Source organism: Streptomyces sp. LaPpAH-108 (assembly GCF_000373625.1).
In the GTDB taxonomy this organism is placed as follows: domain Bacteria; phylum Actinomycetota; class Actinomycetes; order Streptomycetales; family Streptomycetaceae; genus Streptomyces.
Map to the genome: position 1 here is coordinate 884,786 of NZ_KB891988.1, position 16,793 is coordinate 901,578.

The 16,793-nt window shown below is 71.5% G+C and carries 11 protein-coding genes; 3 read left to right on the plus strand and 8 right to left on the minus strand.

The genetic code is table 11. The features are described from left to right. Nucleotides 1-35: 35 nt before the first annotated feature. The 7 genes from B079_RS0110140 to B079_RS0110170 all read right to left on the minus strand — a co-directional run bounded on the left by B079_RS0110140 (nucleotide 36) and on the right by B079_RS0110170 (nucleotide 9,260). Nucleotides 36-752, minus strand: coding sequence for an ABC transporter ATP-binding protein (locus B079_RS0110140; protein WP_018545684.1), 717 nt, complete (start codon nucleotides 750-752; stop codon nucleotides 36-38). Further along, nucleotides 749-1,705 (minus strand): ABC transporter ATP-binding protein, encoded by a 957-nt coding sequence (locus tag B079_RS0110145; RefSeq protein WP_018545685.1) that lies wholly within the window; start codon nucleotides 1,703-1,705, stop codon nucleotides 749-751. The genes B079_RS0110140 and B079_RS0110145 overlap by 4 nt, the downstream gene beginning before the upstream one ends. 5 nt (nucleotides 1,706-1,710) lie before the next feature. Further along, complete coding sequence (locus B079_RS0110150) at nucleotides 1,711-3,552, minus strand: branched-chain amino acid ABC transporter permease (RefSeq protein WP_018545686.1); 1,842 nt, start codon at nucleotides 3,550-3,552, stop codon at nucleotides 1,711-1,713. 5 nt (nucleotides 3,553-3,557) lie between these two features. After that, nucleotides 3,558-4,490, minus strand: coding sequence for a branched-chain amino acid ABC transporter permease (locus tag B079_RS0110155; protein WP_018545687.1), 933 nt, complete (start codon nucleotides 4,488-4,490; stop codon nucleotides 3,558-3,560). A gap of 109 nt (nucleotides 4,491-4,599) precedes the next feature. Then, nucleotides 4,600-5,835 (minus strand): branched-chain amino acid ABC transporter substrate-binding protein, encoded by a 1,236-nt coding sequence (locus tag B079_RS0110160; RefSeq protein WP_018545688.1) that lies wholly within the window; start codon nucleotides 5,833-5,835, stop codon nucleotides 4,600-4,602. A 570-nt stretch (nucleotides 5,836-6,405) separates the two neighbouring features. Continuing rightward, nucleotides 6,406-6,879, minus strand: coding sequence for a PaaI family thioesterase (locus tag B079_RS0110165; protein WP_018545689.1), 474 nt, complete (start codon nucleotides 6,877-6,879; stop codon nucleotides 6,406-6,408). An 80-nt stretch (nucleotides 6,880-6,959) separates the two neighbouring features. Further along, nucleotides 6,960-9,260 (minus strand): FdhF/YdeP family oxidoreductase, encoded by a 2,301-nt coding sequence (locus tag B079_RS0110170; protein ID WP_026248545.1) that lies wholly within the window; start codon nucleotides 9,258-9,260, stop codon nucleotides 6,960-6,962. 267 nt (nucleotides 9,261-9,527) lie between these two features. Between B079_RS0110170 and polA the strand changes: the two genes are divergently transcribed. Both polA and B079_RS31645 read left to right on the plus strand, forming a co-directional pair. Beyond that, nucleotides 9,528-12,248: a DNA polymerase I gene (gene polA / locus B079_RS0110175; RefSeq protein ID WP_018545692.1), complete on the plus strand. Its 2,721-nt coding sequence runs from the start codon at nucleotides 9,528-9,530 to the stop codon at nucleotides 12,246-12,248. Between the two features lie 649 nt (nucleotides 12,249-12,897). After that, nucleotides 12,898-13,281, plus strand: coding sequence for a hypothetical protein (locus B079_RS31645; RefSeq protein WP_078495894.1), 384 nt, complete (start codon nucleotides 12,898-12,900; stop codon nucleotides 13,279-13,281). 573 nt (nucleotides 13,282-13,854) lie between these two features. Here B079_RS31645 and B079_RS0110185 read toward each other — a convergent pair. Continuing rightward, a complete protein-coding gene (locus B079_RS0110185) occupies nucleotides 13,855-14,706 on the minus strand; it encodes a DUF4184 family protein (RefSeq protein WP_018545694.1) in 852 nt (283 codons plus the stop codon). A gap of 315 nt (nucleotides 14,707-15,021) precedes the next feature. Between B079_RS0110185 and B079_RS0110190 the strand changes: the two genes are divergently transcribed. After that, complete coding sequence (locus B079_RS0110190) at nucleotides 15,022-16,788, plus strand: lytic transglycosylase domain-containing protein (protein WP_018545695.1); 1,767 nt, start codon at nucleotides 15,022-15,024, stop codon at nucleotides 16,786-16,788. Nucleotides 16,789-16,793: the final 5 nt, after the last annotated feature.

Sequence of the window (16,793 nt, forward strand, 5' to 3'; positions counted from 1 at the left end):
CGGGAGGGGGGCGCGGGCCTCGGTCGTACGACGGCTCAGTCCTCGCCGAGGTACGCCTTCCGTACCGACTCGTCGTGCAGCAGGTCCTGCCCGGTGCCGGAGAGCACGATGCTGCCGACCTCCATGACATGGCCCTGGTCGGCGAGCGAGAGCGCGGCCTGGGCGTTCTGCTCGACGAGCAGGATGGTGGTGCCCTGGGCCTTCAGCTCGGCGATCGTCGCCATGATCTTCTGCATCATGATCGGGGAGAGGCCCATGGAGGGCTCGTCCAGCATCAGCAGCTTGGGCTGGGACATCAGCGCCCGGCCCATGGCCAGCATCTGCTGCTCACCGCCGGAGAGGGTGCCCGCGGCCTGCTTGCGGCGTTCCCCGAGGATGGGGAAGAGGTCGTAGGCGCGCTGGATGTCCTTCTCGATGCCGGGTTTGTCGCTGCGCAGGAAGGCGCCGAGGCGCAGATTGTCCTCGATGGTCATGCGCGGGAAGATGTGCCGGCCCTCGGGGGAGTGGGCGAGCCCGAGGGAGACCACGTCGTGGGCGGGGACCTTCTTCAGCGACTTGCCGTTGAAGCGGATCTGTCCGCCGACGGGCTTGAGCAGTCCGGACAGGGTGCGCAGGGTGGTGGTCTTGCCCGCGCCGTTGGTGCCGATGAGGGTGACGACCTGGCCGGCCTCGACCTTGAACGAGATGCCCTTGACGGCCTCGATCTTGCCGTAGGCGACGCGCAGGTCCTCGACTTCGAGCAGTGCGGTCATCGGTCGTTCTCCTTGCCGTTCTCCTCGCCGGGCGCGGCGTCCGTCGTGGCCTCGGCCTCTGCTCCGGCCGCCGTCGTCTCGGTTCCCGCCGCGTCCGCTTCCGCCGCCTCGACCTCGGCGGCCTCCTCGGCGCCGGGGGCGTCCTCGAAGGGTTCGCCGAGGTAGGCGGCGACGACGCGTTCGTCGCCCTGGACGGTGGCGCTGTCGCCTTCGACGAGCTTCTGGCCCTGGACGAGGACGGCGACGCGGTCGCACAGGTTGAAGATGAAGCGCATGTCGTGCTCGATGACGAGGACGGCGATGCCCTGGTCGCGGATGGCGAAGACCAGTTCCTCGGTGGCGCGGGTCTCCTGCGGGTTCATGCCCGCGGTGGGCTCGTCGAGCAGGAGGAGGCCGGGCTCGCTGGCGAGCGCGCGGGCGATCTCCAGCTTGCGCTGTTCGCCGTAGGGGAGGTTGCGCGCGAGGTGTTCGGCCTTGTTGTCCAGGCCGACGAAGGCGAGGAGTTCCATGGCGCGGGCGCGGGAGGCGGCTTCGGCCTTGTGGAAGCCGGGGCCGCGCAGGAGGGCGGACCAGAGTCCTTCCTTGGTGCGGGTGTGGCGGCCGACGAGGACGTTCTCCAGGACGGTCATGTTGGCGAAGAGCCGGATGTTCTGGAAGGTGCGGGCGATGCCGGCCGCGGTGACCTTGAAGGACTTGGGCGGCAGGACGGTGCCCTTGTAGCGGACCTCGCCCTCGGTGGGGACGTAGAGGCCGGTGAGGCAGTTGAAGAAGGTGGTCTTTCCGGCGCCGTTGGGGCCGATGAGGCCGACGATCTCGCCGCTGTTGACGGTGAGGTTCACGTCGCGGACGGCGGTGAGGCCGCCGAAGCGCATGGTGACGCCGCGGGCGTCGAGGACCGTCTCGCCGGGGGTGGTGCCGGGGGCGGTTTCCTGGGTGGGGGTGTCGGTGGTCATGGTGGTCAGGCCCCTGCCTTGCTGAGGACGGCGGGCGCGGCGGTGTCCTCGTGGAACTCGAGTTGGCGGCGCCGGTTGGGGATCAGGCCCTCGGGGCGGAAGCGCATCAGCAGGACGAGCGCGACGCCGAAGGCGAAGAGCTGGTATTCGCCCAGGAACTGGAGCTTGGCCGGGATCAGGTAGAGCAGCGAGGCGCCGACGAGGGGTCCGGAGATGGTGCCCATGCCGCCGAGGACGACGGCGGCCAGCAGGAAGGCCGAGTTGGGCGGGACGACGTGGGCGAACTGGTACTGCTCCGGGGTCACGGTGTAGGTGACGTGGGCCTGGACGGATCCGGCGAGTCCGGCGAGGGCGGCGCCGAGGGCGAAGGCGATGAGCTTGACCCGGAAGCCGTTGATGCCCATGGCGAGCGCGGCGGTCTCGTCCTCGCGGATGGCGATCCAGGCGCGGCCGATGCGGGAGTCGCTGCTGCGCCGGAAGACGACGACCACGACGAGAGTGATGAGGAGCATCAGCAGGAAGTAGTTGGCGAACCGGCCGATGGTGGCGCCGAACAGCTGGTGTTCCTGGCCGAAGTCGAAGCCGAGGATGTTCAGGTTCGGCACGGAGGAGATGCCGTTGGAGCCGTTGGTGACGTCGGGTCCTGAGGTGCCGTCCATGTTGAGGACGGTGATGCGGAAGATCTCGCCGAAGCCGAGGGTGACGATGGCGAGGTAGTCGCCGCGCAGCCGCAGGGTCGGGGCGCCGATGAGGACGCCGAAGATCATGGCGACGGCCGCGCCGAGCAGGGCGGAGGCCCAGAAGGGCCAGTGCACGTGCAGGGGCGAGGAGGGCGAGCCGGAGACGAGGGCGGCGGTGTAGGCGCCGACGCCGAGGAACGCGACGTAGCCGAGGTCGAGCAGGCCGGCGAGGCCGACGACGATGTTCAGGCCGAGGGCGACGGTGGCGAAGATGAGGATGTAGACGCCGATGGTGGCGTACTGGTCGTCGGACTGGGTGAAGGGGAAGGCCGCGGCGGCGACGAAGGCGCCGGTCATGGTGACGGTGCGGTGGCGTGCGGTGATCGCCGAGATCCGGGCCACGAGTCCGGCCTTGGCGAGGGCGGCGAAGCCGAATCCGGCGGTGATGAGGAAGCCGATGAAGAGTTCGTCGTACTCGGTGCCGATGCCGTAGGTGAAGACGAGCAGGCCGAGGGCCATGACGGCGGCGATGACGAGGATCTCGGCCCAGGCGGGCAGGGTGCGGCCGGGGGCGGGGGCCTCGGCGGCGAAGGCGGACTTGAAGGTCTGCCAGTTCTGCCGGGCGCGGTGGCGGAAGGCTTCCCAGCCGGTGTCGTCGGGGTCGGCCGGGTCGGGCTCGGGCCGCTGGAAGGGCAGCGCGAGGGCGCCGAGGAGGGCGGCCAGGGTGGCGAGGGCGACGAGGTAGCCGCCGGGTTCGAGGTTGACGACGCCGCCGAGCTTCACGCTGATGGCGATGACGGTGTACCAGGCGGTGGCGAAGGTGCCGAGCGCGGCGAGCTTGAGGGCGCTGTCGGCGCTGCCGGGGGTGAGGAGGGTGAGGCCCTTGACGCCGTAGGAGGCGAGGCCGAACAGGGTGGTGAGGAGGCCGCCGATGAGGACGAGGACCTGGAGGCCGCCGGGGTAGCCGTAGACGGTGAGGTCGCCGGGGAAGTCGGCGGTCCAGGTCCAGGCGAGGAAGGCGGAGACGACGGCGAGGGCGCCGCCGCCGGTGGCCAGGGCGCGGCCGGTGGTGGCCGGGAGGCCGATGAGGCCGGTGGCGGTGGGGGCGCCTGCGTCCGGGGTGTCCGGGGTCTCCGGGGTGCCGGGTGCGGTGGTCTGTGTGGTCATCGGTGTCACGCCCTGTCCGCGACGCGCTCGCCGAGCAGGCCCTGTGGCCTCAGCAGGAGCACGAGGATGAGGAGTACGAACGCCCAGACGTCTGCCCAGGACTGGCTGCCGAACTTGTCCATGCCGGGGATGTCCGCGATGTAGGCGGTGGAGAGGGCTTCGGCGACGCCGAGGACGAGGCCGCCGAGCATGGCGCCGTAGATGTTGCCGATGCCGCCGAGGACGGCCGCGGTGAACGCCTTGAGGCCGAGGATGAAGCCCATGCGGAAGTCGATCTGGCCGTACTTGAAGCCGTAGGCGACGGAGCCGACGGCGGCGAAGGCGGCGCCGAGGGCGAACGCGATCACGATGATGCGGTCGGTGTTGACGCCCATGAGCTTGGCGGTGTCCGGGTCCTGGGCGGTGGCCTGCATGCCGCGTCCGGTGCGGGTGCGCATCACGAAGTAGGCGAGGACGGCCATGCTGAGGGGGGCGGCGGCGACGAGGAAGACGTCACCGGTCTGGATGGTGACGCTGCCGATCTCGAAGGGGCCGCCCGGGATGCTCGGGAAGGTGCGTGCGGACTTGGCCTCCGGGTACCACGCCCAGACCGCCTGCTGGAGGGCCAGGGAGAGGCCGATGGCGGTGATGAGCGGGGCGAGCCGGGGGGCGCTGCGCAGCGGCCGGTAGGCGAATCGTTCCGCTCCGACGGCGACGGTGACGGCGACCAGGATGGCGCCCACCAGCATCAGTGGCAGGGCGATCCACATGGAGGTGCCGTCGGGAAGGACGTACACGTAGACCGTGAGGGCGCCGAAGGCGCCGGTCATGAAAATCTCGCCGTGGGCGAAGTTGATGAGCTGGACGATGCCATAGACCATGGTGTAGCCGATGGCGACCAGCCCGTACATGGAACCAAGTAGCAGGCCGTTGACCAGCTGCTGCGGCAGTTCGTTCACCGCATGTCCTCCGAGCGTTCGGATGAGTTCGACGGATGTGTCCGGATGTGAGTCCGCGCGGGGCGCCACTTCAGCGCCCCGCGCGGCTCGGCTGGTGCGGGTGGGTGGGTCAGGAGCCGTTGTAGGTGCCGGACTCCACGGCCTTCCAGTCACCGTCCTTGACGGCGTACACGGTGAGCTGCTTGTTGGTGGCGTCGCCGTACTCGTCGAAGGAGACCTTGCCGGTCACGCCGTCGAAGGAGACGTTCTGCAGGGCAGCGGTGACCTTGGCGCGGGCGTCGGAGGGCAGCTTGCCGCCGTTGTCGTCGACGACCTTCTTGACGGCCTCGATGATGGACCAGGCGGAGTCGTAGGAGTAGCCGCCGTAGGCCGCGTACTCCTCCTTGTAGCCCTCGGCCTTGTAGTCGGCGACGAACTGCTTGGCGGAGGGAAGGGTCTCCACCGGGGCGCCGACGGAGGTGGCGAGGTCGCCGGTGGCGGAGGCGCCGGCGAGCTTGATGAAGTCGGCCGCGTAGATGCCGTCGCCGCCGACCAGCGGGACCTTGGCGCCGGCCGCCTTGATCTGCTTGCTGAGCGGGCCGGCCTGCGGGTACTCGCCGCCGTAGTAGACCACCTGGGCGCCGGAGTTCTTCACCTTGGTGGCGACCGCGGAGAAGTCCTTGGTGTCGGGGTTGATGTGCTCGGTGCCGACGACCTTGCCGCCCAGCTTCTTGAACTCGGCGGAGAAGGTGGCGGCGAGACCGGCGCCGTAGGTCTTCTTGTCGTCGATGACGAAGACCTTGGTCTTCTTGGCCTTGTTGTAGACGTACTGGGCGGCGAACGGGCCCTGGATGGCGTCCGTGGTCGCGGTGCGGAAGTACGCCTTGTACGGGCGGGACTTGGTCTTCTGCCAGTTGACGCCCTGGGTGAGGGCCGGGTTGGTGTTGGCCGGGGAGACCTGGGCCAGCTTGGCGTCGTCGAGGACCTTCTGCATCGACTCGGCGACGGAGGAGTTCAGCGGGCCGACGACGCCGAGGACGCTCTTGTCGGTGACGAAGGCGGTGGAGTTCTGCTGGCCGGAGGAGGGCTGGGCCTGGTCGTCCTTGGCCGAGATCTTGAAGGTGACGCCCTTGACGTACTCCTTCTTGTTCGCGGTCTTGACCGCGAGGTCCACCGAGTTCTTGATGCCGAGGCCCAGCGCGGACAGGTCGCCGGTCAGCGGGGCGTCGACGCCGATGGTGACGGTGGTGCCGCCGCCCGAGGAGCCGTTCCCCTTGTCGCCGCTGTCGCGCGAGCCGCAGGCGGTCAGGGTGAGAGCTCCCGCAGCCAGCGCGGCGGTGATGGCGATGAGCGAACGTTGACGCACGATCAGTCCTTTCCCTGGACGACCGCATCCCCATGGAAACGGTCGGGCCGCGCACTGGCCGAAAAGTGAATCCGGGGCGCGGTGACTGGCCGTGACTCTAGGCGTGTGTGGGGAACGTGGAGGAGGGTCTGACGAATGCTGTGACGCTCTTGTTATGACACGAGGTAATGCAGAGCGGTACGCGGTGGGGGAAAGACAGGAATTCGATCCGGTTCGCCCCGTCCACATCGTGAGAACCCGCAGGAACGCCCCTCAACTGTTCAGGCGTCTCAAGGGTTTTGGTAATGACGCGGGGGTCGTCGCCGCATGTGACATTCGGGGCCTCGATGATCTGCGGGGCAGATCGGGAACGCGGAGCGGAACGGGAATCCGTATTGCGCGCGTATTACGCAGCGTTACTTCCAGGGAAATGGTTCGGCGCGTTCCGGTTTCCCGGAATTCGGTCATATGTGGGCATGGCGCGGGCCGGGGGCCCGTACCGCCGGTGCTGCGGACGGTGCGGGCCCCCGGCCCTGACGCTTCATCAATCGGTGAGATCGGACGGTCACCTCGGTCCCGTCCCCGGCGGGCTCAGCCCTCGGTGCCGCCCGGCCGCGCGTCCCGCAGCAGACAGGTCAGCCGGGCCGTGCAGACCCGGCGGCCCTCCTCGTCGCTGATCACGACCTCGTACGTCGCCGTCGTACGGCCCCGGTGCACCGGGGTGGCCACGCCGGTCACCAGGCCGGAGCGCACCCCCCGGTGGTGGGTGCAGTTCAGGTCCACGCCCACCGCGATCTTCGAGCTGCCGCCGTGCAGCATGGCGCCGACCGAGCCCAGGGTCTCGGCGAGCACGGCCGAGGCGCCGCCGTGCAGCAGGCCGTACGGCTGGGTGTTGCCCTCCACCGGCATGGTGGCCACCACCCGCTCCGGGGCCGCCTCCAGGATCTGCACGCCCATCCGCGTACCGAGGTGACCCGCCGAGAACAGTGCGGGCAGGTCCACACCGAGCGCCGCGTACTCGTCGATGATCTCCTGCGGGAATTTCACCTGCTGCTGCTCACCCATGGTCCGGCTCCGTTCTCGCCACGCCCGTCCGACGGCGCGTCCTGGTCCCCGACGGCACGTCCCTGTCGCTGAGCGAACGCTCAGTCGGTCGCCGATTGTTCCAGACGGGGCGCCGGGGCCGCCTCCAGCCGGATCACGACCGACTTGCTGGCCGGGGTGTTGCTGGTGTCGGCGGTGGCGTCCAGCGGCACCAGCACATTGGTCTCCGGGTAGTACGAGGCCGCACACCCCCGCGCCGTCGGGTAGTGCACCACCCGGAAGCCCGGCGCCCGCCGCTCCACCCCGTCCCGCCACTCGCCCACCAGATCGACGTACGACCCGTCGGCCACGCCCAGTTCGCGCGCGTCCTCGGGGTGGATCAGGACGACCCGGCGGCCGTCGGTGATGCCCCGGTAACGGTCGTCCAGGCCGTAGATCGTGGTGTTGTACTGGTCGTGCGAGCGCAGCGTCTGCAGCAGCAGCCGGCCCTCGGGCAGCTCGGGGTGCTCCACCGGGGCGGCCGTGAAGTGGGCCTTGCCGGTGGCCGTCGCGAAGCGGCGTTCGTCGCGCGGACCGTGCGGCAGGGCGAACCCGGCGGGGTCGGCCACGCGCGCGTTGAAGTCCTCGAACCCGGGGACCACGCGCGCGATGCGGTCGCGGATCGCCGCGTAGTCCCGCTCGAACTCCTCCCACGGCACCGTGCTGTCCGGCAGCACCCGCCGGGCCAGCCGGGCCACGATCGCGGGCTCCGAGAGCAGCTGCGGGCTCGCGGGCGCGAGCCGCCCGCGCGAGGCGTGCACCATGCCCATGGAGTCCTCGACGGTCACGAACTGCTCGCCGCCGTCCTGCACGTCGCGCTCCGTGCGGCCGAGCGTCGGCAGGATCAGGGCGCGGGCGCCGGTGACCACGTGCGAGCGGTTCAGCTTGGTCGACACGTGCACGGTCAGCCGCGCCCGGCGCATCGCCGCCTCGGTCACCTCGGTGTCGGGGGAGGCGGAGACGAAGTTGCCGCCCATGGCGAAGAACACCTTCGCCTCGCCGTCGCGCAGCGCGCGGATCGCCCGGACGACGTCGAAGCCGTGCGCGCGCGGGGGAGCGAACCCGAACTCCTTCTCCAGCGCGTCCAGGAAGGCCGGGGCGGGCCGCTCGAAGATGCCCATGGTGCGGTCGCCCTGCACGTTCGAGTGACCGCGCACCGGGCAGACGCCCGCGCCCGGGCGGCCGATGTTGCCGCGCAGGAGAAGGAAGTTGACCACCTCGCGGATGGTCGGCACGGAGTGCTTGTGCTGGGTGAGGCCCATGGCCCAGCAGACGATGATCCGCTTCGAGTCGAGCACCATGGTGAGCGCCCGCTCGATCTCCTCGCGGGCCAGACCGGTCGCGGCCAGGGTCTCGTCCCACTCGGCCTTGCGGGCGGCGTCGGCGAACTCCTCGTAGCCGTGGGTGTGTGCGCGGACGAACTCCTCGTCCACCGCGCCCTCGGTCTCCAGGATGAGCTTGTTCAGGAGACGGAAGAGGGCCTGGTCGCCGCCGAGGCGGATCTGCAGGAACAGATCGGTGAGCGCGGCGCCCTTGAGCATCCCCTGGGGGGTCTGCGGGTTCTTGAACCGCTCAAGACCCGCCTCGGGCAGCGGGTTGACGCTGATGATCCGCGCCCCGGACGCCTTCGCCTTCTCCAGCGCGGAGAGCATGCGGGGGTGGTTGGTGCCGGGGTTCTGTCCGGCCACGATGATCAGATCGGCGCGGTAGAGGTCGTCGAGCAGGACGCTGCCCTTGCCGATGCCGATCGTCTCCGACAGGGCCGAGCCGGAGGACTCGTGGCACATGTTGGAGCAGTCGGGCAGGTTGTTGGTGCCCAGCTCGCGTGCGAACAGCTGATAGAGGAACGCGGCCTCGTTGCTGGTACGGCCCGAGGTGTAGAAGACCGCCTCGTCGGGGGAGTCCAGCGCGGTGATCTCCTCGGCGACGATGCCGAGGGCGCGCTCCCAGGTGACGGGCTCGTAGTGGCTCGCGCCCTCAGGGAGATACATGGGGTGCGTGAGGCGCCCCTGCTGGCCGAGCCAGTAGCCGCTCTTGTCCGACAGGTCGGCGACCGAGTGCTCCGCGAAGAACTCCGGGGTGACCCGGCGCAGCGTGGCCTCCTCGGCCACCGCCTTCGCGCCGTTCTCGCAGAACTCCGCGGTGTGCCGGTGCGCGGGCTCGGGCCAGGCGCAGCCCGGGCAGTCGAAGCCGTCCTTCTGATTCACCCGGAGCAGGGTGAGCGCGGTGCGCCTGACCCCCATCTGCTCCTGCGCGATCTTCAAGGAGTGCACCACCGCGGGCAGCCCCGCCGCCGCGTGCTTCGGCTCCCCTGTCCGCGGCGCGTCCTGCACCGGATCGCTCTTGGGCGGCCTCGTCGCCATGTGCCCGCTCCCCTTCGCCTGTGTACTCGGGGTCTGTGTACTCGGGGTCCGGCACCACGCTGTGCCCGCGGGCCGTCCCCACGTCCCGCGCATCAGCATGCCTGGCGAGGGCGGCGGAGGGGAGGGGGTGGACGGGGGCGGTCGGTGAGCGGGCGGCTGGGGGCGGTGAGCGGTGGGACCACCCCGGCTGTCCGAGCCGCCCACCCCGCCGCCGGATCACCGGCTGTGTGGACTCGGCTGTCAGTGGGGCGTGGCAGGATCGGGGGCGTGGCAGAGACAGCATCGAAGCAGAACGAGACCAACCCCGGCCGGCCCCGGCTGATGCTCATGGACGGGCATTCGCTGGCGTACCGCGCGTTCTTCGCGCTGCCCGCGGAGAACTTCACCACCGCGTCGGGCCAGCCCACGAACGCGATCTACGGCTTCGCCTCGATGCTGGCCAACACCCTGCGCGACGAGGCGCCCACGCACTTCGCGGTGGCGTTCGACGTGTCCCGCAAGACCTGGCGCTCGGAGCGCTTCACCGAGTACAAGGCGAACCGCTCCAAGACCCCGGACGAGTTCAAGGGCCAGGTCGAGCTGATCGGCGAGCTGCTGGACGCCATGAACGCGCCCCGCTTCGCGATCGACGGCTTCGAGGCGGACGACGTGATCGCCACCCTCGCCACCCAGGCCGAGGGCGCCGGGTTCGACGTACTGATCGTCACCGGTGACCGCGACTCCTTCCAGCTGGTCAGCGACCACACCACGGTCCTCTACCCGACCAAGGGCGTCTCGGAGCTGACCCGGTTCACCCCGGAGAAGGTTCTCGAGAAGTACGGGTTGACGCCCGCGCAGTACCCCGACTTCGCCGCGCTGCGCGGTGACCCGTCCGACAACCTGCCCGGCATCCCCGGCGTCGGCGAGAAGACCGCCGCGAAGTGGATCAACCAGTTCGGCTCGTTCGCGGAGCTGGTCGAGCGGGTCGAGGAGGTCAAGGGCAAGGCCGGGCAGAACCTCCGCGACCACCTGGAGTCGGTCAAGCTCAACCGCGTGCTGACCGAGCTGGAGCGCGAGGTCGAGCTGTTGAAGACGGTCGCCGAGCTGGAGCGCGCCCCGTACGACCGCAAGGCCGTCGCGGCGATCCTGGACACCCTGGAGATCCGCAACCCCTCCCTGCGCGAGCGCCTTTTCGCCGTCGACCCCGGCGCGGAGGAGGCGGAGACGACCCCGGTCGCGACCGAGGGCGTGGAGATCGACGGCACGGTCCTCGGCACCGGCGAGCTGGCCCCCTGGCTGGCCGAGCACGGCACCGAGGTCCTGGGCGTCGCCACGGTGGACACCTGGGCGCTGGGCGCGGGCTCGGTGGCCGAGGTCGCCCTCGCGGCGTCCGGCGGAGCCGCCGCCTGGTTCGACCCGGCCGAGCTGGACGAGGCCGACGAGCGGGCGTTCGCCGCGTGGCTGGCGGACGCGGAGCGCCCCAAGGTGTTCCACAACGCCAAGGGCGCGATGCGGGTCTTCGGCGAGCACGGCTGGAGCGTGGAGGGCGTCCGCATGGACACCGCGCTCGCCGCGTACCTGGTCAAGCCCGGCCGCCGCTCCTTCGACCTGGACGCGCTCTCGCTGGAGTACCTGCACCGCGAGCTGGCCCCGGCCGCCGCGGCCGACGGGCAGCTGGCGTTCGGCGCGGACGACGGCGCCGAGGCCGAGGCGCTGATGATCCAGGCCCGCGCGATCCTCGACCTGGGCGAGGCGTTCGAGGGGCGTCTGGAGGAGGTCGGCGCGGCCGATCTGCTGCGCGACATGGAGCTGCCCACCTCCGCGCTGCTCGCCCGCATGGAGCGGCACGGCATCGCGGCCGACCGGGCGCACCTGGAGACGATGGAGCAGACCTTCGCGGGCGCGGTGCAGCAGGCCGTGAAGGAGGCCCACGCGGCGGCCGGGCACGAGTTCAACCTGGGCTCGCCCAAGCAGCTCCAGGAAGTCCTCTTCGGCGAGCTGGCGCTGCCCAAGACGAAGAAGACCAAGACGGGGTACACCACCGACGCCGACGCGCTGGCCTGGCTCGCCGCCCAGACGGAGAACGAGCTGCCGGTGATCATGCTCCGCCACCGTGAGCAGGCCAAGCTGCGTGTCACGGTCGAGGGCCTGATCAAGACCATCGCGGGCGACGGCCGTATCCACACCACCTTCAACCAGACGGTGGCGGCGACCGGGCGGCTCTCCTCCACGGACCCGAACCTGCAGAACATCCCGGTCCGCACCGACGAGGGCCGCGCGATCCGCCGGGGCTTCGTGGTGGGCGAGGGCTTCGAGTCCCTGATGACCGCCGACTACAGCCAGATCGAGCTGCGCGTGATGGCCCACCTCTCCGAGGACGCGGGCCTGCTCGAGGCGTTCACCTCCGGCGAGGACCTGCACACCACGGTCGCCTCCCAGGTGTTCTCCGTCGGCCGGGACGCGGTCGACCCGGAGATGCGGCGCAAGATCAAGGCGATGTCGTACGGCCTGGCGTACGGCCTCTCCGCCTTCGGCCTCTCCCAGCAGCTCAACATCGACGCCGGTGAGGCGCGGGCCCTGATGGACACCTACTTCGAGCGCTTCGGCGGGGTACGGGACTATCTGCGCCGCGTGGTCGACGAGGCCCGCGCGACGGGCTACACGGCGACCCTGTTCGGCCGCCGCCGCTACCTCCCCGACCTCAACAGCGACAACCGCCAGCGGCGTGAGGCGGCTGAGCGGATGGCGTTGAACGCCCCCATCCAGGGCACGGCCGCCGACATCGTCAAGATCGCCATGCTCCAGGTGGACCGCGCGCTCCGCGAGACCGACCTCACCTCCCGCATGCTCCTCCAGGTCCACGACGAAATCGTCCTGGAAATCGCCCCCGGCGAACGCGCCACCGTCGAGCAGATCGTCCGCCGCGAAATGGCCGACGCGGTGTCCCTCCGGGCGCCCCTGGACGTCTCGGTGGGCGTGGGCCGGGACTGGGAGTCGGCGGCGCACTGATGTGATCCGGCAGGGGAGGGGAGAGCACGACTGCTGTGCTCTCCCCTCCGACGTGCCCGGCCATGCGCCGACTCGGTAAGGCACCGCCCCGCCCCGGGCAGACTGGAGCCTGGCCGTCACCCCGCACACCCGGGCTTGGGCCGGACCCGTGTATCGGCTGTGGCCGCCGCGCTCGGTACCTCCGGCCACGGTGACCCGCAGGGGTTGCCCTGCGCGGGCCTGGCTGACAGCGCCGCGCCCTCGGGACCTGGTGGGCCGACGCCCTCTGGATTCGTACCCGGCGAGCCGGAGCGGCCTCCTTTCCGCCCTGGCCGACCCGAATCTGTGCGCTTGGCATGGCCGACGGAGATTCCCCGCCGACAAACGGCGGCGGTACCCCTGACGCTCTGCGGGCCCGCACCGCGGCGGACCTGTACCCGGCCCCTGGGCCGACAGAAGCTGGTGCTCCGGCTTGGCCGAGCGGCGCCCCGCACCCGGCGAGCGGTGCTCCCAGAGCCTGGCAGGACGGGGCCCGCGCACGCACGCCCGGCCGATCCCGGGTACCGATTCCGCCCGACCCGAGTCCCCCGTCCCACCTCCGGAGGGCCCCGTCACTCACGTGGCCCCCGTCAGAACGCCGCCCGCCGGTGCCAGCGGCAACACTGCGAGCATGGGTATACGGATGCTCCACCGCCGCAGGACCGAGGCGTGGCACCGTCGGATCGAGCGGGCGGAGGCGGAACCGGGGCGGGGCGGGGACGCCTCGGCGGTGCCGTCGCTCGCGGCCGACGCGAGCAGCGCCCGCATTCCCGCCGACCCGGCCGCGCGGGCACGCGCCGCACTCGCGGCGCTGAGACACCGCCTCGCCACACTCCAGTGGCGAGCCCGCGCCGACGTCGCCCGGGCCTACCTCGCCCTCCTCCTGGCCGCGCTCCCCAAGGCCCGCCCCCGGCACACCCTGACCGTCTTCGTCGCCTCCCTCACCGACCGCTCACCCCGCCCGACTCCCGGCCCGGCGCAGCCACCTGGGCGGGAGCCGGGCGCGACACCCTGAGGGCGATGCCGTAGCGCCCGATCTCCACGAGCAGCCTCGTGCCGCCACGCGGCCCCGGTCCTCCCCCCGGCCTGCCGGGGGCTGGGTGACCACCCGCGTCAACGCTGGGCGCCCCTGGCAGACGGTAAGGGAGTACTGGATGCTCACTGCGCTCCAGCCCTACCGGCTTCCGGGCAAGGCGGCGGTCGTCTGTGGGGAGCTGGGTGTCACACCCTGAGGGTGACGGCGTAGAGGATGATTTCCGCGAGCGGCCATGCGCCCACCCCGACCGGGGCTCACCGACCCTCCCGGGGGCCCAGCCGCGCCGATGCCGGGCTCCACGCCCTGAGAGTGACGGCGTGTAGAGCATCCCCCTCTACGAGCAGCCCTGCGCCTCCACCCCGCCCGGGGCCCACCGACCCTCCCGGGGCCCGGCCGTGCCGATGCCGGGCTCCACGCCGTGAGAGTGACGGCGTAGAGCACCCCTTCTACGAGCAGCCGGGCAGCCCCCGACCCCACCGGCCCCGGGCAAGCGCGACCACCCGCCCCCGAGTCGAGTGTCACGCCCCGGCGGGCGACGGCGTACAGGTCAGGTCACTCACCGAGCCGAGCCCCCGACCCCACCCGCTCCCGAGCCCGCTCAGAACTCCCCGCCGCCGGACGCCACACCCGCACCGCCACGGCGTAGGCCACCACCCCCACCACCAGCCCAGCCCCCGCCCCGAAGCACACGGTCGGGACCACGTCCAGGAGCCGGGCGTCGAGCCGCCCCCACAGGAGTGTCATCCGCTGGAGCGCTGCCACGACGGCGCAGCAGACGAGGGCGGTCGCCGCCAGGGCGCGGTCCCGGGCGGACAGCATCGGCACCCCGAGGGGGGCGGCCGAGGCCGGCGTCAGCCGTAGCGCGCGCAGCAGGAACACCACCAGCACCCCAGCGGCCAGCGCCGACGTGCCGTACTGGAGCCAGGTGTACAGGGGCAGCCCCGCCGCGTCCCGCATGAGGGCGGGGAACAGGTCGGAGCCCCAGCGGTCGTGGTGGGTGAAGGCGTCCCAGACGACGTGGGTGAGGGCGCCGAGGGCGGCCGAGACGTACCACCACAGGGCGGTCGCGGGCCGTACCCGCGCCCGGCGGGCTCCGCAGCGCAGGAGCGCGGCCGGGCGGGCCTGCAGGGCGCGGGGGAGCAGCGCCACGAGGGGTTCGCGGACCAGGAGCCAGAGCGCGACCAGCGTCCACGCGATGAGGACGTCCACGCTCGCCACACCGGCGAAGGAGTGCGTGACCGTGCCGAATTCCATCGCGCCCGGCACGAAACTCGCCGCGAAATAGGTGAGATCGGGCGCGAAGGACCCGGCGACGAGCACCGAGGGCACCAGCGGCCCCCGCCCGCTCCCGTCCCGGCGGACCGCGGGCAGCACGGCGGCCGCGTGACTGAGGGTGAACGGCAACGGAGCCTCCAGAAGCGGCCGAGGGGCGACTCGCCCCGCCCGGGACCGGTGATCGGACGCGTTCCAGTATGTGCGGTGGATCACCTGCCCGGGGCGTCCGGAGGGCAGTTGGCCGGGCGGCGAAAACCGGACACGAACGGGTGCCCGTGCCAAGCAAGTTGTCGTAGGGTCAACGGGACCGCCGTGCCGGTCGCACGCGCGCTCACCTGTCACATCGCGGAACAGGGGCAACCAGAACACGGCGTCAACCGTCACACCAGCGAGGCAGTCGGACGGAGACGGGCGCCCCCAGCGCCCAGCGGGAGGGTTCACTCTATGGCGGCGCATTTCGGCAAGCGGCTGCGCAAGGGAGCCGCGACCACCGCGGTGGCCGCGGTGGCGGTCGCGGCTCTGTCCGCGTCCCAGGCCCCGGGAGCGACCGGAGCGGGCGGCGGCGCACAGGACACGGGAGTCAGCACACCGGTGCCCGACGCGGCGTCGGACGCCACCGGCGGCTCCCCGTACTACACCGACCTGCCCCCGCTGCACAGCCCCGCCCCCAGCTCCTCGCCCGTCGTCGGCACCCCCGTGGCGCAGGGCGACGGCGAGGTCGCGGGCCAGATCCCCGCGACCGTCCTCGACGCCTACAAGCGCGCCGAGGCCGAGCTGCGCAGCTCCAAGCCCGGCTGCAACCTGCCCTGGCAACTCCTCGCCGCCATCGGCAAGGTGGAGTCAGGCCAGGCCCGCGGTGGCCGCGTGGACGCCGACGGCACCACCCTCGGCCGCATCCTCGGCCCCCAGCTCGACGGCAACGGCTTCGCGCTGATCAAGGACACCGACCACGGCGCCTACGACGGCAACGCCGCGTACGACCAGGCCGTAGGCCCGATGCAGTTCATCCCCTCCACCTGGGCCTGGGCGGGCCGCGACGGCAACGGCGACGGCAAGGCCGACCCGAACAACATCTACGACGCCGCCCTCGCCGCCGGTCACTACCTGTGCCGGGGCGACCGGGACCTCTCCCACGAGGACGACCTGCACCGCGCGATCCTCAGCTACAACAACTCCACCGACTATCTGAACCTCGTCCTGAACTGGGTGAGTTACTACCGCAAGGGCGTCCACACCGTCCCCGACGGCACCGGCGGCCTGCCCACCCACCGCAGCGACGACACCGCCGCGCGCTCCGGCACCACCGGACCCTCCGCACCCGCGAAGCCGTCGAAGCCCGCCAAGCCGAGCAAGCCCGACAAGCCCGGCAAGCCCGCGAAGCCCGACCCCGGCACCCCCGCCGAAGGCGACGACAAGCCCACCCCCAAGCCCTCCACCCCGCCGTGGGAACAGCCCACCCCCTCGGACACCGTGGACCGCTTGGCCTACGCCGACCCCGACGCGGCCGAGCCCACCGCGATGGCCGGGCACGCCTTCACCGGGAAGATCGCCGCCCGCGCCGAGACCGAGGACGGCAAGGCCGTGGCCAAGGTGCGGGTCCGCTTCACCATCACCGGGGACACCGACGCCACCTTCGCGGGCGACGAGAAGGTCGCCACCGTCGCCACCGACGGCAAGGGCGTCGCGACCGCCCCCGCGCTCCAGGCGGGCGAGAAGACCGGCGACTTCAAGATCACCACCGCGCTCGTCGGCCGCCAGGTCAAGGGCGTCACCTATAAGGCGACCGTCACCCCGCGCGCCGCCGACGCCCTCGCCCCCGCCGACGACACGGCATACACCTGCGTCCCCGGCGGCGAGTTCGCCGACCCCGTCCAGGTCAAGGCCACCTACAAGGGCGCCGTCGCCGACGGCGTCGAGGCCACCGCCACCCTGGTCAAGGCCGACGACGACCCCGCCGAGAACGACAAGGGCCCCTACTTCAAGGGCGCCGACGACAAGCCCGTCCGCACCCTCACCGGACTCAAGACGGACGCCAAGGGCCTGCTCACCCTCCCGAAGCTGTACGCCGACGACACCGCCGGCACCTATCTGCTCCGGATCACCACCACGGGCGGCGCCACCCTCACCGTGAAGCTGACGGTCGCCCCCGAGGACGACGCCCCGTCCGGCGGCACCTCGGCCGAACCGTCGCCGAGCCCGTCCGCCAGCTGACGGAG

What these genes read in the sequence shown, in the direction of transcription:
- B079_RS0110140 (WP_018545684.1), bottom strand. Translation starts at nt 752, where the DNA reads ATGACCGCACTGCTCGAAGTCGAGGACCTGCGCGTCGCCTACGGCAAG.
- B079_RS0110145 (WP_018545685.1), bottom strand. Translation starts at nt 1,705, where the DNA reads ATGACCACCGACACCCCCACCCAGGAAACCGCCCCCGGCACCACCCCC.
- B079_RS0110150 (WP_018545686.1), bottom strand. Translation starts at nt 3,552, where the DNA reads ATGACCACACAGACCACCGCACCCGGCACCCCGGAGACCCCGGACACC.
- B079_RS0110165 (WP_018545689.1), bottom strand. Translation starts at nt 6,879, where the DNA reads ATGGGTGAGCAGCAGCAGGTGAAATTCCCGCAGGAGATCATCGACGAG.
- B079_RS0110170 (WP_026248545.1), bottom strand. Translation starts at nt 9,260, where the DNA reads ATGGCGACGAGGCCGCCCAAGAGCGATCCGGTGCAGGACGCGCCGCGG.
- B079_RS31645 (WP_078495894.1), top strand. Translation starts at nt 12,898, where the DNA reads ATGGGTATACGGATGCTCCACCGCCGCAGGACCGAGGCGTGGCACCGT.
- B079_RS0110190 (WP_018545695.1), top strand. Translation starts at nt 15,022, where the DNA reads ATGGCGGCGCATTTCGGCAAGCGGCTGCGCAAGGGAGCCGCGACCACC.